Source organism: Rhizobium sp. LCM 4573 (assembly GCF_001854865.1).
Classification (GTDB): Bacteria; Pseudomonadota; Alphaproteobacteria; order Rhizobiales; family Rhizobiaceae; genus Neorhizobium.
The window spans coordinates 701,621-715,839 of sequence record NZ_MDDW01000001.1; the positions used below are offsets into that span (position 1 = coordinate 701,621).

Here is a 14,219-nt window from a genome sequence, read left to right on the forward strand (position 1 = left end):
TCAATTCAATGCGCCAGCGCCTTCAGCGCCGGATAGAGTGCGCGATACCGGGCGTAAGCCGTCTCGTAAGCATCCGAGAGCGCCTTTACAGGCTCGATCGTCTCGGCCGTTTCCGGCTGCGAGCACACCGCGAGCGGGTCCGCGCCCGTTGCGGCAATGAGGCCGAGGCGGGCCGCACCGAAGGCCGCGCCGAAATCGCCGTCCGCCGGAATATCCACCGGCACGCCGAGCGAAGTCGCGATCGAGGCGAGCCAATAGCGGGAGCGCGAACCGCCGCCGATGGCCGTGACGCGGGAGATCGAGGTGCCGGCGGATTTCAGCGCTTCGAGATTATCGCGGATCGCGAAGGTGACCCCTTCCAGCACCGCCTGGGTCAACACCGCACGGCTCGATTCGTGCTCGAGCCCTATGAAGGCGCCGCGAATGGCGGCATCGTTGTGGGGCGTGCGCTCGCCGGAAAGATAAGGCAGGAAGGTGACGCCGGTCGGTGTCTTCAGTTCGTTGCCAAGCTCGGCGGTAAGATCGGCGGCGGATTTGCCCGTCACATGCGAATGCCAGTTGAGCGCGTCAGTCRCAGACAGGATAACCCCCATCTGATGCCAGGTCTTCGGCAGGGCATGGCAGAAGGCGTGCACCGCGCTTTCCGGCTTCGGCAGATAGGAGGCATTGGCGGCGAAGAGCACGCCGGACGTGCCGAGCGAGACGAAAGCATGCCCCTCGCCGACCGTACCCATGCCGCAGGCCGAGGCCGCGTTGTCCCCTGCCCCGCCGGCAACGACGGCATCGCCGGAAATGCCCCATTTGGAGGCAAGCTCACCGCGCAGCCGGCCGGCCTGATCCGTGCCTTCGACCAGCGACGGCATCTGCTCCTCGGAAAGGCCGGTCGCGGCCAGAAGCTCCGCGGACCACTTGCGCGCGCCTGTATCGAGCCAGGAGGTACCGGCCGAATCCGACATTTCCGAAATATGCTCGCCGGTCAGCCAGAGTCGCAGATAATCCTTCGGCAGCAGGACCTTGGCGACCTTTGCGAAGATTTCGGGTTCATGCTTCTTCACCCAGACGAGCTTCGGCGCGGTGAAACCGGGAAAGACGATATTGCCGGTGATCTGGCGGAACCGGGAATCGGCGTCCAGCGCCGCCGCCTCTTCATGGGAACGCGTATCGTTCCAGAGGATGCAGGGGCGCAGCACCTTGTCCTCGGCGTTGAGGAGCGTCGCGCCGTGCATCTGGCCGGAAAGGCCGATGCCTTTCACTGCGGCAAGTTCCTTGGGGAACTTGGCCTTCAGCCCGGCGACCGCTTCTTCGGTCGCGCGGATCCAGTGGGCCGGGTCCTGTTCCGACCAGCCGGAATGCGGGCGCGAGACCTCCAGCGAGCCGCTGGCCGAACCGACGATCTTCTGATCGCCGTCGATCAGCATGGCCTTCACGCCGGAAGTTCCGAGGTCGAGCCCTAGATACATGGTGCTTCTCCTAATCGGGATGCGCTGCCTCTCATGGCAGATTGTCTTTCAGAAATATGTCGATACGGATGCGCTCCTGCGCGGCGATCACCGGCAGGCCGTCCGCCTTGGCTTTCAGGACGCGGATCGCACTCCGCACCTCGTGACCGGCATCCTGGTTGAGCACGGCATCGATCGTTCCGTCGATCAGCGCCGCACGCGTGGAGGCTGTCAGCTCGTGGGCGATCACCACCGGCCGCTCACGTCTCGCCTGAACAGCCCGGATGAGACCGCGATTGCCCGCCCCGAGGCTGTAGATACCGGCGATATCGGGGTGGCTCGCGAACGCTTCGGCAAGCGCCGTTTCGGCAAGTGCCGGGTCGTCCCTGCCCTCCAGCACCGGCAGGATGTCGAGATCGGGAAAAGAGCTCCCGAGGACCGCCGAAAAACCCTCCAGCCGCTCGCGATGGTCCCGCACCAGCATGGAACCCGCAAGCACGGCGATCTTTGCCTTTCGGCCACTCAGAAAGCGCCCCATGAGACCGGCAGCGGTGCGGCCGGCTGCGATGTTGTCGATGCCTGCATAATGATCGCGGCCCGAATCCGGCAGATCGGAAACCAGCGTGACGACGGGAATGCCGGCCGCTTGCAGCCGCTTGGCCGCCGCGCGTACTTCCGGCGTGTCGATCGCCACGAAGGCGGCACCCGCCGGCCGGCTCTCGACCACCTCATCGAGCGCGCAGACCAGTGCTTCCGTATCGAAGGGCGGCACTTCGATGATGCGGATATCGGTGCGCTCCGCGCTGGACCGGGCGATCGCCCCGCGCACTTCCTCGGCGAGGCCGATCATGAAGGAATTGTCGTTGGCGGGAATGATGAAGGTGAAGGCATAGGTTCGGCTCTTGGCCAGATTGGCGGCGGCGAGATCGCGCACATAGCCAAGCGTAGAGATCGCTTCCTCCACCCGGCCGCGGGTAATCTCCCGCACACCCGGCCGGCCGTTCAGCACGCGGTCCACCGTGGCGAGGCTGACGCCTGCAATCTTCGCGATGTCGTGGACAGTGGGCTTCATGTCTCCTCCGCCAACCTTCGTAACCCAATTTCTGAGGTACGTAAATCAGAAATCTGAGGTACGCCCTTCAAAGTTTTTCCGGCCACGAAAAGAAAAGGGCTGCCGCTTGCGCGGCAGCCCCTTCCGGCGGTGGACTGCTTGGGAACTCAATGGCCTCCGCCACCGCTGCCGGCCGGCGGCGCCGAGGGCTTCGAGATCAGCATGACGAGCAGGATCAGGCCTGCGAAGAGGCAGGTCAGCGTCAGGAACACGTCGATGAAGGACATCAGCCAGGCCTGCTGGGTAATCATGCCCGAGAGCCTCTGCATCGCGGCGGTGGCGCCGTCGAGCCCGTAGGAATTGAAGTTGGCGCCGACGCTGTCGAGCCAGTCGAGAGCGGCGGGATTGCCGTAGTTCACATGCTCGGAAAGGCGCGCATAGTGCTCGTCGGTACGCTGGGTCAGCATGGTGTTGATGATTGCCAGACCTACCGCGCCGCCGAGATTGCGGGTGAGGTTGAAGAGGCCCGACGCATTGCGGATGCGGGCCGGCGGCAGCGTGCCGAGCGCGATATTGTTGATCGGCACCATGCACAGCATCATGGAGCAGCCGCGCAGGATCTGCGGGACCAGGAGTTCGTAGAAATCCCAGTCCTGCGTCAGCCCGGTCATCATCCAGGTGCCCAGCGCAAAGCCACCGAAACCGATCGCCATCATCAGGCGCGGATCAAGCTTGTTCGACAGGAAGCCCGCAACCGGCGCCGTGAAGAACATGGCAAGCCCCGAGACGAACATGGTCTCGCCGATCATCAGCGAATCGTAGCCGCGGATACGCCCGAGATAGAGCGGATAGAGATAGGTGAGACCGTAGAGGCCGATACCCATCACGAAGGAGAAGAGCGAACCGAAGGCGAAGTTGCGGTTGGCGAAGGCGCGCAGATCCACCACCGGGAATTCCACCTTGAAGGCCCGGAAGAAGAACACCACCGCCCCGATCACCATTACGACGGAGCCGACGACGATATGCTCGTCGCTGAACCAATCCTTGTTGTTGCCCTCTTCCAGCACGTATTCCAGCGAGCCGAGGAAGAGGCCCATGGAAATGAGGCCCCACCAGTCGAACTTCTTCCAGAGGCTCATCTCGGGCTCGTCGAAATCGATCAAGGTCCAGGCGAGCGCGGTGACGATGATGCCCGGCACGATGTTGACGAGGAACAGCCAGTGCCAGGAAAAGGCATGGCTGAGATAGCCCCCGACCGTCGGGCCGATGGTTGGCGCAAGCGTAGCGACGAGGCCGATGATCGGCGAGACGATGGCTCGCTTGGAGGGCGGGAAGATGGTGAAGGCGGCCGCAAAGACCGAGGGGATCATGCCTCCGCCGATGAAGCCCTGGATCGCCCGGTAGACGATCATCTGCTCGATATTGGTCGCGGTGGCGCAGAGCGCCGAGGCCAGGGTGAAACCCGCCGCGCATATGGAAAAGAGCACGCGCGTCGACAGGATGCGCGCCAGCGTCCCCGAAAGCGGGATCATGATGACTTCGGCGATCAGATAGGACGTCTGCACCCAGGCCACTTCGTCCGAGCCGGCGGAAAGGCCGGCCTGGATTTCGGCAAGCGAGGCCGAGACGATCTGGATGTCCAGGATCGACATGAACATGCCGAGCACCATCGCGAAGAACGCGACGAGCTTGCGCCTGTCCATGGGCTGATCGGCGGAGCCTGCCTGAGAAGGGGCGCCCGCAACGGCCGTTGTTGCCATGGCCGTACTCCTTGAAGCTCTATCCGCTTACTTCGCCTGGGCCACGGCGTTGCCGTCGGCTGGCGCGGTACGGGTGTCGACGTCGACGACGACGCTCAGGCCGGCACGCAGGTGCTGCTGCTCGAGATCGTCCCTCGGGATGGAGATCCGAACCGGGACGCGCTGCACGACCTTGGTGAAGTTGCCGGTGGCGTTTTCAGGCGGCAGCAGCGAGAAGACCGCGCCCGAGGCGGGCGAAACGGATTCCACCGTGCCGATAATCGGGTGATCCTCATAGGCATCCACATGGACGCGGACCTTCGAGCCGACCTCGATATGGCCGAGCTGCGTTTCCTTGAAGTTGGCCGAGATATAGAGCTCGGTCAGCGGAACGAGCGCCGCGAGACGCTTGCCGGCCGACACGAGATCCCCGGTCTGGACCGCCAGATTGCCGACGATGCCGTCATAGGGCGCCTTGAGCACCGTGAAGTTCAGGTCGCGCTCGGCCTTGTCGCGGGCGATTTCCTGCACCCGGATGRTGTTGTCCGCCTCGTTTCGCTGGGCATGGAGAAGCTCGATATTGGCGCGAGCGGACGCGACATTCGCCTGGCCGGCGACAAGATTGGCCTTGGCTTCGTCGAGCGCGATATTGGCCTTGTCGAGATCGGCCGTGGTGCCGACCGACTTGGCGGCGAGTTCGCTGGCGCGCTTCTGGGTGATCTCGGCGCCGCGCAGCGACGCTTCGAGCGCGCCCTGCTGCGCTTCGGCCTGCTTCAGCGTGGCCTGAGCCCCGACGATCTGGGCATCGATGCGGGAAACGGCGAGCCTGGCGCTCTCGATATTGGCGTTGGCCTGCTCGAGCGCGAGCCGGTAGTCGCCGTCATCCAAGGTGACGAGCGGATCGCCGGCCTTCACGGCCTGGTTCTCCACCACGTCTACCTTGGCGACATAGCCGGAAACCTTCGGCGAGATGATGGCGATATCGCCTTCGACATAGGCGTCGTCGGTGGAAACCAGGAACCGCCCGTCGGTCCACCAGTTGTAACCATACCAGGCCGCCCCGCCGAGGAGCGCGACGATAAGGACGGGCAGAAGAAAGCCGCGGCGTTTCTTCTGGGGCGGGCTGACGGCCGGCGCCGCGATTGCATCCGCCGGCGGTGCTGCGGTAGGCTGTTCGGCCGCCGGAGCCTGCTTGYGGGCTTCGACTTCAACGGATTCCGCGCTATCATTCGTCACGGCGCGCAGGGCGCCCGCATTCTGGGAGGACGTCATTTTGGTTTACCGTCGTCGGAGGTTTTATCGTCTGTCGAACCGTATGCTTCGATCGAACCGATCGGTTCAGCGCCGCTTGACATAGGCTCTTCGGTACCACATATCAAGAGCAAATCGAACCGATCGGTTCGAAAAAGTTAAAGGGGCATGAAAATGGCTAGAACAACAAAGGCCGAGCTTTGCGGGCAAGGTCCGCCGGGCCGTTTCGCCGCAGGCGAAGACCCGGCCAAACGCGAACAGATTATCGACGGCGCCAAGCGCGTCTTCATGAAACTCGGCTTCGACGCCGCCAGCATGAATGACATCACGCGCGAGGCGGGCGTTTCGAAAGGCACGATCTACGTCTACTTCCAGAACAAGGAAGATCTTTTCGCCGCCATGGTGGAGCGCGAGCGGCAGCGCATCACCTCCGCGATGAAAGACGTGCTGCAGGGCAGCGAGGAAGTCGAGGACGGTCTCTTCCGCTTCGGCATGGGCTTTGCGGCGCATACCACCTCGCCCGGCGTCATCAGGGCGATGCGGACGATGATCGGCGTGGTCGATCGTATGCCGGGCCTCTGTCGGCAATTCTTCAGCTCGCCGGCCAACATCCGCACGGTGCTGCAGGACTTCATCGAGCGGCAAGTGGCGCTCGGCACGCTGAAGGTCGAGGATACGGACCTGGCCGCACGCCAGTTCATCGAGCTTTCCAGCGGCATCTTCTTCAAGTTCCGCCTGTTCGGCGAGCTTAACGACGTGCCACCGAAGGAAGAGCTGGAACGGGTGGTGAGAAGTGCTGTGAAGGTCTTCATGGCCGCCTACGGCACCGTCGAGAAACCCGCAATGGTGAAAATGGCGGAACCAGCTTGATTTCAAGCGGTTCCGCCGCAACTTCCCCTTGTCTTATTCACGCCGATCCTTAAATCGGACGGGGCAATACGCCTTGTGATCGAGAAAGGGACATTGGATGGATATCGCAGCGCTCGTCGCAGACCCCACCGCCTGGGTGGCGCTCGTCACCCTGGTGGTGATGGAAGTGGTACTGGGTATCGACAACCTCATCTTCATATCCATCCTCACCAACAAACTGCCGGCCGAGCACCGCGACCGGGCCCGCAAGATCGGCATCGGGCTGGCGCTCATCATGCGCCTGGCGCTTCTCGGCACCATCGCCTGGATCGTCCAGCTCACCCAGCCGGTCTTCACGCTGTTCGATCATCCCTTCTCCTGGAAGGACATGATCCTGATCGCCGGCGGCCTCTTCCTCGTCTGGAAGGCTACCAAGGAAATCCATCACAACGTCGATCCCGTCGACCATAAGGAAGACATGGTGGGCGGCACGGCTGCGATCACCTTCGGCTCCGCCATCACCCAGATCCTGATCCTCGATCTGGTCTTCTCGATCGACAGCATCATCACCGCGGTCGGCATGACACCGCATGTACCGATCATGTTCATTGCCGTGATCGCCGCCGTCACCGTGATGCTGCTTGCGGCAACCCCGCTTGCCAACTTCATCGAGCGCAATCCGACCATCGTGATGCTGGCGCTCGCCTTCCTGCTGATGATCGGCACGACGCTGATCGCCGAAGGCATGGGCTTCCATGTGCCGAAGGGCTATGTCTACGCCGCGATGGCCTTCTCGGCGCTGGTCGAGGTCCTGAACATGTGGGCCCGCAACGCCCGCCAGAAGAAGAAGAGCGGGCAGACGCTGCATTGATGCCTCTCACCTCCCCCTTGAGGGGGGAGGTCGCCGCAATGCGGCGGGTGGGGTGACAAAACCCATAGAGAGCCCAGCCTCGCGCTCCTTACGGCACCCTACCCCAGACCTCCGGTTCTCAGGGGCGACCCGTGTGTCTCGCCCCGTCCTTCCGACCCCGCCTTAAGGGGAAGGTGAGGCCTTCACACCTTCGTCAGCTCCCGGTCGATCGCCGAGACGAGGCGGCTGTCGTCCGCCGTCACGTCCGGCGCGAAGCGGGCGACGATCTCGCCATTGCGGCCGATCAGGAACTTCTCGAAATTCCAGAGAATTTCGTCGTCATCGGCGACCTCCATGCCGAGGCTGCGCAACCGCTCCTTCATGGGGCCTTCACCGGTCACCGGCGTACCGGATGCCGTAAGTTCCTTGTAGAGCGGATGCTTGTCCTCACCCTTGACCGAAATCTTCGAAAAGATCGGGAATTTCACGTCATAGGTGGAGGTGCAGAACTCGACGATTTCGGCATCCGTGCCGGGCTCCTGGCCCTTGAAGTTGTTGGCCGGGAAAGCGGCGATGACGAAGCCGCGCTCGCGCTTGTCCTCGTAAAGCTTCTCGAGGCCTTCGTATTGCTTGGTCAGCCCGCATTTGGAGGCGACGTTCACGACCAGCAGGACCTTGCCCTTGTACTCGTTCAGCGAGGTCTCGCGCCCATCGGCGAGTTTCACCGGCACTTCCAGAATTCCGCTCATTCGCAATCTCCATTAAACATGCGCTGCGCAAGTTACGCGCGCGCGGCCGAATGTCCAGCGGCGTTACCGTGCATTCGGCCGGCATTGATAACCGACGCAAAAGCGGCAAGTATCCCGCCGACAGCCTGTCCCCTCCTCACCACCCGGAGCAGCATGACCACAGACCAGATTTTCGCCTTCACCGTCATCGCCGCGATGATGGCTGTCTTCATCTGGGATCGTTTCCGCTATGATGTCGTAGCCTGTTGTGCGCTGGTTCTGGCCGTCGTGCTGGGCGTCGTGCCCTTCGACAAGGCCTTTTCCGGATTTTCGGACGATATCGTCATCATTGTCGGCAGCGCACTGATCGTCAGCGCCGGCGTGGCCCGTTCCGGCGTTGTCGATACCGCCATCAAGAAATTCTTTCCGAACCTGAATTCGGTGCGCACCCAGCTTGCGCTGCTGATGATCGTCGTCGCGGTGCTTTCCGCCTTCATCAAGAATATCGGGGCGCTGGCGATCATGATGCCGGTCGCATTCCAGTTCTCGCGCCGCTCGGGGGTTTCGCCATCGCTCTACCTGATGCCGATGGCCTTTTCCGCCCTGCTCGGCGGGCTGATGACGCAGATCGGCACCTCGCCCAATATCGTGGTCTCGCGGCTTCGCGAGGAGATGACCGGCACCTCCTTCACCATGTTCGACTTCACGCCGATGGGCGCGCTGCTGACGGTCGTGGGCGTCACCTTCCTGCTGTTCTTCCATTGGCTGGTGCCGAGCCGCACGAAGCAGAACACATCCATCGAAGACGCCATGGAGATCGCCAACTACACGTCGGAAGTCACCATCACCGCGCAGTCCTCCGTATTGGAAAAGCCTGTCAGCACGCTCCTGAAGCTCGGAGACGGAGAGGTCATCGCCACCGCCGTGCTGCGCGGCACGACCCGCATGTCGCCCTTCCCGGATCTCAGGCTGAAAGAGGGGGACGTGGTGCTGCTGGAGGGCTCGTCGGCGGCGCTCGACCGCACGGTTTCGAGCGGCCGGCTGAAGCTTTCCGGGAAGCCGCTGACCGAGCGGGGCCAAGTGCAGGCCGATATCATTTCCGTCGAGACTATCATTTCGCAGGAATCCTCGCTGAAGGGGCTTTCCGCCAGGGAGCTCGCGCTCTCCTACACCCGCGGCGTCAACCTTCTCGCCATCAGCCGACGCGGCGAAAGGCTCACCGAGCGGTTGGGCAGCATAACTCTGATGGCCGGCGACATTCTCGTGTTGCAGGGCAACCGCAGGAACCTGACCGCCGTGCTGCAGGATTTTTCGCTGCTGCCGCTCGCCCAGCGCGAAGTGCTGCTCGGCACGCGCCGCCGCGCCTTCATTCCGCTCGTCATCCTGGCGCTCGCCATGGCGGCGACGGCGGTCGGCATCGCTCCGGTCTCGGTGGCCTTCTTCGTCGCGGCGCTCGGCATGCTGGTCTTCCGCGCCATCCCACTCGCCGACATCTACAAATCCATCGACGGACCGATCCTGGTGATGCTCGCGGCGCTGATCCCGGTTTCGGATTCGCTGCGTACCACCGGCGGCAGCGAGCTGATCGCCGGCTGGCTCGGGAATGCCGCGGCAAGCCTGCCAGCCTGGGGTGCGCTGGGCTTGATCCTGGTGACGACCATGGCGGTCACCCCCTTTCTCAACAATGCCGCAACGGTTCTGGTGATGGGCCCGATCGCGGCGAGCTTCGCCACCAATCTCGGCTTCAAGCCGGAGGCCTTCCTGATGGCGGTCGCGATCGGCGCCGGTTGCGATTTCCTCACCCCCGTCGGCCACCAGTGCAACACACTTGTCTTCGGGCCGGGCGGCTACAGGTTCTCCGATTATCCGCGCCTTGGGCTGCCGCTTTCCTTCATCATCGTGCTCGTCAGCGTGCCGGCACTGCTCTATGTCTGGCCGGTAGGGTAGCCATGCAGGCCAAAAACCTTGACGCCTGCGACTGAATATGCGCTAAGGCCTGCCCAAATCGACATTCCCGCAAGCATGCACGCGCCGCTAAGGCGCCTGAAATCGAGCGACAGTTCATGATCAACCCGACCCCGCGCGTCCGCATCGCCCCCTCGCCTACCGGCGAGCCGCATGTCGGCACCGTTTACATCGCGCTTTTCAACTATCTCTTCGCCAAGAAGATGGGCGGCGAATTTATCCTGCGCATCGAGGATACCGATGCGACGCGCTCGACGCCGGAATTCGAACAGAAAGTGCTGGACGCCCTGCGCTGGACGGGATTGACCTGGGCGGAAGGCCCGGATGTCGGCGGCCCTTACGGCCCCTACCGCCAGTCCGACCGCAAGGCGATGTATCAGCCTTATGCGCAGGAGCTTCTGGACAAGGGCCATGCCTTCCGCTGTTTCTGCACGCCGGAAAGGCTCGAGCAGATGCGGGAAGCCCAGCGCGCCGCCGGCAAGCCGCCGAAATACGACGGTCTGTGCCTCAACCTCAAGGCCGAGGAAGTGACAGCGCGCTTGGGCGCAGGCGAAGCCTCCGTCATTCGCATGAAGATCCCGGCCGAGGGCAATTGCGAGTTCCATGACGGCGTCTATGGCGATGTCTCTATCCCGTGGGATTCGGTGGACATGCAGGTGCTGATCAAGGCTGACGGCATGCCGACCTACCACATGGCGAACGTCATCGACGACCACCTGATGAAGATCACCCATGTGGCGCGTGGCGAGGAATGGCTGGCCTCCGTGCCGAAGCACATCCTGCTCTATCGCTATTTCGAGTGGGACCAGCCGGTGTTCATGCATCTCTCGCTGATGCGTAATGCCGACAAGTCGAAGCTTTCAAAGCGCAAGAACCCGACCTCGATCTCCTACTATTCGGCGCTCGGCTACTTGCCGGAAGCGCTGATGAACTTCCTCGGCCTCTTCTTCATCCAGATCGCCGAAGGCGAGGAACTGCTCTCCATGGAGGAACTGGCGGAGAAGTTCGATCCGGACAACCTCTCCAAGGCCGGCGCGATCTTCGATATCCAGAAACTCGACTGGCTGAACGGCCGCTGGATCCGCGAGAAGCTGACACCGGAAGACTTCATTGCCCGCACGCTCGAATGGGCCTCGGAAAACAGCCGCCTGACGGAAGGCCTGAAGCTTTCGCAAAGCCGCATCTCCAAGCTCGGYGAACTGCCGCAGCTCGCCGGCTTCCTGCTTTCCAACGATGTCGGCCTGACGCCCGCCTCCTTCGCGGGGCTCAAGACCAGCCCGGCCGAGACGCTGGAAATCCTGAACACCGTGCAGGCCGATCTCGAAAAGATCCTGGAATGGAACGTCGAGACGATCGATGCGGAACTGCGCGCCGTTTCCGACAAGCTGGGCAAGAAGCTGCGCGTTGTCACTCCGCCGCTTTTCGTCGCCATGTCCGGCTCGTCGCGCTCGCTGCCGCTGTTCGACTCGATGGCGCTGCTCGGCCGTTCTGTCGTGCGCCAGCGTCTGAAGGTCGCCGCCACGGTGGTAGCGCAGATGGTGGGAAGTGGGAACTAGCGATTACGGAGGCGAGGCAGAACCTTTCCTCCGTCATTCCTGTGCTCGTCACAGGAATCCAGCCACGGCGCGTCTGCGCCGTGAAAGAATGCATTAAGTCTTCCGCGCCCAAAGACTTGGGCGCACTGGATTCCTGTGACAAGCACAGGAATGACGGATACGGAGACGACTGGCCGCCGCGGCCATGCCGCAACAGGAATTGAACGATGACCGAAACGAAGACCGAAACCGCCCTCTCCTCCGACGCGACGGAAGTCCGCGCCCAGAAGCTCAAGCTCCTGCGCGAGAAGATCGGCGACGTCTATCCGGCGCATTTCCACCGCACCATGACCAATGCGGAGCTCGCGGAGAAATACCAGAACCTCGAGGTGGACGTGGAAACGCAGGATGTCGTGACGGTCGCGGGCCGCGTCTATTCCTCACGCAATTCCGGTATGTTCATGGACATCCATGACGCTTCGGGCAAGATCCAGATCTTCTCCCACAAGGACGTGACGCCGGAAGAAGCCCGCGAAATGCTGGCGATGATCGATATCGGCGACATTATCGGCGTCACCGGCACCGTGCGCCGCACCAAGCGCGGCGAGCTGTCGATCAACGCCCAGTCGATCATCATGCTCACCAAGTCGCTGCTGCCCATGCCGGAGAAGTGGCACGGTCTTTCCGATATCGAGCTCCGCTACCRCAAGCGCCATCTCGACATCATGACCAACGAGGAATCGAAGCTCCGATTCCAGCAGCGTTCGAAGATCGTTTCCGGCATCCGCCGCTTCATGGAGAACGACGGCTTCATGGAAGTCGAGACGCCGATGCTGCAGGCGATCTACGGCGGCGCTACGGCCGAGCCCTTCAAGACGCACCACAACACCCTGAAGCTCGACATGTACCTGCGCATCGCGCCGGAACTGTTCCTGAAGCGCACGCTGGTTTCGGGTCTCACCGACAAGGTGTTCGAAATCAACCGCAACTTCCGCAACGAAGGCGTCTCCACCCGGCATAACCCCGAGTTCACCATGATGGAGTGCTACTGGGCTTATGCGGATTACGAGGACATGATGGACCTCGTGGAGCGCATGTTCGCACAGCTTGCCATGAGCATCCACGGTTCCACCGAGTTCAAGTTCCAGGACAAGGAGCTCTCCTTCAAGGGCCCGTTCAAGCGCGTACCCATGCCGGGCGCGGTGAAGGAAGCGACCGGCATCGACTTCCTCGCGATCAAGACGGACGAGGAAGCCCGCGCCGCGGCGAAGGCTGCCGGTTTCGAGGTGGAGAAGGACTGGACCTGGGGCGAATGCCTCGCCTTCATCTTCGAGGAGAAGGTCGAGAGCACGCTGATCCAGCCTTCTCACGTCACCCATTTCCCGAAGGACATCTCGCCGTTTGCCAAGGAAGTGCCGGGCGAGCCCCGCCTGGTCGAACGCTTCGAGACCTATTGCAACACCTGGGAACTCGGTAACGCCTTCTCCGAACTCAACGATCCGGAAGAACAGCGCCGCCGCATGGTGGAGCAGCTCGAGCAGGCGCATGCCCGCGGCGAGAAAGACAAGCAGCTCGATGACGAGTTCCTCGACGCCATGGACCAGGGCATGCCGCCCGCCGGCGGCTTGGGTATCGGGGTCGACCGCCTCGTGATGCTGTTGACGGATTCTCCGTCCATCCGCGACGTGATCCTCTTCCCGGCGCGGCGCGCAAAGGCGGATTGAGCCGGTTTCCGGCTGAACATAAATTGGATGAAGGCTCGTGGCTGAAAGCGCACGAGCCTTTTCTTTTGCGTTCATCGCCGGTTCAGCGCCGGAAACCGACCATGACGCATGGAAGGAGAAGGCCATGCGTACCATGCTTATTCTGATTGCCGGCTCGGCGATCAGCGCGGGCTCTGTCCAGGCCGGAAGCCAGTCGTCGAATTCGAGCTCCAACAGCTCATCCGATAACGGAGTCGTACGGGAGCGGCTGGTCGAGACCCATTGCGAAGGCGGCTATTGCGAGCGCTACGTCCGCAAACGCGTGTCACGCGATGACGGACGACGCTATGAAAGCGAACGGTTGCGGCGCTATCGCGCCGACGACGATTGACGCCGGCAAGCCCGATCGAGCCCGAAAGTCCGTCAGCCCTCGTGCCCCGGCACAGGCTCTCCGTGAGCAGTGACCGGCGCTCCATGGTCCGCCGCCGTAACCGGCTGCGCATTCGGATCGATGCAACCCGCATCGTCTGTAAGCGCCGCCACCATCGGTTGGACGTCCTCCAGCGGCAGGTCGAAGCGGATTCCGTAATATTCGCCAGTGTCGCTCGCCGGGCCGTCGAGATAATAGGCGGTATAGGTTTGCGAGGCAGCGCCTTCCGGCATCTTCGAAAGATCGGGAATGTAGACGACCTGCGCACCGATCATCCGTCCGCGCATCAGCGCCCGGTCCTTCGGGCCGGCTGGATCGAGCACCGCGACCTGGACGAGATCCGCCTTTTCATGCGCCTGGACGCTGCGGGCCACGCGCAGCGCCGTCCTCACCCGCGCCATGCCGTCGGCCCGATTGTCCGCCGTCACGTATTTGCGCACCCAATACGTGCCGTCCCGCTTGATCCGGGCGGTCTGGACGGTGGTACATTTGAGGCCGTTCGCCCCGGAAAAGGACGGACCGAGAAGCCGGTCGGCGCCGATAAAGACGGCCGCCGTCCCACTTGCGCTGCAAAGCACGAGAACGCCGCCGAAGGCGAGGAAAAGCGTCCGCGAGAAATTCAATCTCCGGACATTCACGGGCCGGACTCCGGCATGGTCAACTCCAATCTACGCAACAC

12 protein-coding genes are annotated in these 14,219 nt (G+C 62.7%); 6 read left to right on the forward strand and 6 right to left on the reverse strand.

The features are described from left to right. Positions 1 to 5: 5 nt before the first annotated feature. From xylB to LCM4573_RS03570, 4 genes are all read right to left on the reverse strand, one after another. Entirely contained in the window at positions 6 to 1,460 is a 1,455-nt protein-coding gene (gene xylB / locus LCM4573_RS03555; protein ID WP_071004507.1) for a xylulokinase, read from the reverse strand. A 31-nt stretch (positions 1,461 to 1,491) separates the two neighbouring features. Continuing rightward, on the reverse strand, positions 1,492 to 2,511 hold the full coding sequence (locus LCM4573_RS03560; protein WP_071004509.1) for a LacI family DNA-binding transcriptional regulator: 1,020 nt from the start codon (positions 2,509 to 2,511) through the stop codon (positions 1,492 to 1,494). A gap of 146 nt (positions 2,512 to 2,657) precedes the next feature. Further along, positions 2,658 to 4,250, reverse strand: a complete 1,593-nt coding sequence (locus LCM4573_RS03565) for a DHA2 family efflux MFS transporter permease subunit (protein ID WP_071004511.1) — start codon at positions 4,248 to 4,250, stop codon at positions 2,658 to 2,660. Between the two features lie 27 nt (positions 4,251 to 4,277). Then, positions 4,278 to 5,501, reverse strand: a complete 1,224-nt coding sequence (locus LCM4573_RS03570) for an HlyD family secretion protein (protein ID WP_071004513.1) — start codon at positions 5,499 to 5,501, stop codon at positions 4,278 to 4,280. A 153-nt stretch (positions 5,502 to 5,654) separates the two neighbouring features. Between LCM4573_RS03570 and LCM4573_RS03575 the strand changes: the two genes are divergently transcribed. Next, the gene (locus LCM4573_RS03575; RefSeq protein ID WP_071005167.1) at positions 5,655 to 6,350 is read left to right on the forward strand and encodes a TetR/AcrR family transcriptional regulator; all 696 of its coding nucleotides are present in this window, start codon (positions 5,655 to 5,657) and stop codon (positions 6,348 to 6,350) included. A 97-nt stretch (positions 6,351 to 6,447) separates the two neighbouring features. After that, positions 6,448 to 7,200: a TerC family protein gene (locus LCM4573_RS03580; RefSeq protein ID WP_071004515.1), complete on the forward strand. Its 753-nt coding sequence runs from the start codon at positions 6,448 to 6,450 to the stop codon at positions 7,198 to 7,200. A gap of 182 nt (positions 7,201 to 7,382) precedes the next feature. On the opposite strand, the gene LCM4573_RS03585 is transcribed toward LCM4573_RS03580, so the two are convergent. Next, positions 7,383 to 7,928: a glutathione peroxidase gene (locus LCM4573_RS03585; protein WP_071004517.1), complete on the reverse strand. Its 546-nt coding sequence runs from the start codon at positions 7,926 to 7,928 to the stop codon at positions 7,383 to 7,385. A gap of 153 nt (positions 7,929 to 8,081) precedes the next feature. On the opposite strand from LCM4573_RS03585, the gene LCM4573_RS03590 reads away from it, so the two are divergent. The 4 genes from LCM4573_RS03590 (at position 8,082) to LCM4573_RS03605 (ending at position 13,501) form a co-directional block, all read left to right on the forward strand. Then, on the forward strand, positions 8,082 to 9,854 hold the full coding sequence (locus LCM4573_RS03590) for an SLC13 family permease (protein WP_071004519.1): 1,773 nt from the start codon (positions 8,082 to 8,084) through the stop codon (positions 9,852 to 9,854). A 116-nt stretch (positions 9,855 to 9,970) separates the two neighbouring features. Further along, a complete protein-coding gene (gltX, locus tag LCM4573_RS03595; RefSeq protein ID WP_071004521.1) occupies positions 9,971 to 11,428 on the forward strand; it encodes a glutamate--tRNA ligase in 1,458 nt (485 codons plus the stop codon). Positions 11,429 to 11,634: 206 nt separating this feature from the next. Then, positions 11,635 to 13,131 (forward strand): lysine--tRNA ligase, encoded by a 1,497-nt coding sequence (lysS, locus tag LCM4573_RS03600; protein ID WP_071004522.1) that lies wholly within the window; start codon positions 11,635 to 11,637, stop codon positions 13,129 to 13,131. A gap of 124 nt (positions 13,132 to 13,255) precedes the next feature. Beyond that, on the forward strand, positions 13,256 to 13,501 hold the full coding sequence (locus LCM4573_RS03605) for a hypothetical protein (protein ID WP_071005168.1): 246 nt from the start codon (positions 13,256 to 13,258) through the stop codon (positions 13,499 to 13,501). 32 nt (positions 13,502 to 13,533) lie between these two features. Here the strand turns inward: LCM4573_RS03605 and LCM4573_RS03610 are convergent, their stop codons facing one another. Next, positions 13,534 to 14,178, reverse strand: coding sequence for a hypothetical protein (locus LCM4573_RS03610; protein ID WP_131818929.1), 645 nt, complete (start codon positions 14,176 to 14,178; stop codon positions 13,534 to 13,536). Positions 14,179 to 14,219: the final 41 nt, after the last annotated feature.

Excerpts from the sequence above, each read along its gene's own strand:
- LCM4573_RS03590 (WP_071004519.1), top strand. The coding sequence starts at position 8,082 with ATGACCACAGACCAGATTTTCGCCTTCACCGTCATCGCCGCGATGATG.
- LCM4573_RS03605 (WP_071005168.1), top strand. The coding sequence starts at position 13,256 with ATGCGTACCATGCTTATTCTGATTGCCGGCTCGGCGATCAGCGCGGGC.
- LCM4573_RS03565 (WP_071004511.1), bottom strand. The coding sequence starts at position 4,250 with ATGGCAACAACGGCCGTTGCGGGCGCCCCTTCTCAGGCAGGCTCCGCC.
- LCM4573_RS03580 (WP_071004515.1), top strand. The coding sequence starts at position 6,448 with ATGGATATCGCAGCGCTCGTCGCAGACCCCACCGCCTGGGTGGCGCTC.
- LCM4573_RS03575 (WP_071005167.1), top strand. The coding sequence starts at position 5,655 with ATGGCTAGAACAACAAAGGCCGAGCTTTGCGGGCAAGGTCCGCCGGGC.
- LCM4573_RS03585 (WP_071004517.1), bottom strand. The coding sequence starts at position 7,928 with ATGAGCGGAATTCTGGAAGTGCCGGTGAAACTCGCCGATGGGCGCGAG.
- LCM4573_RS03560 (WP_071004509.1), bottom strand. The coding sequence starts at position 2,511 with ATGAAGCCCACTGTCCACGACATCGCGAAGATTGCAGGCGTCAGCCTC.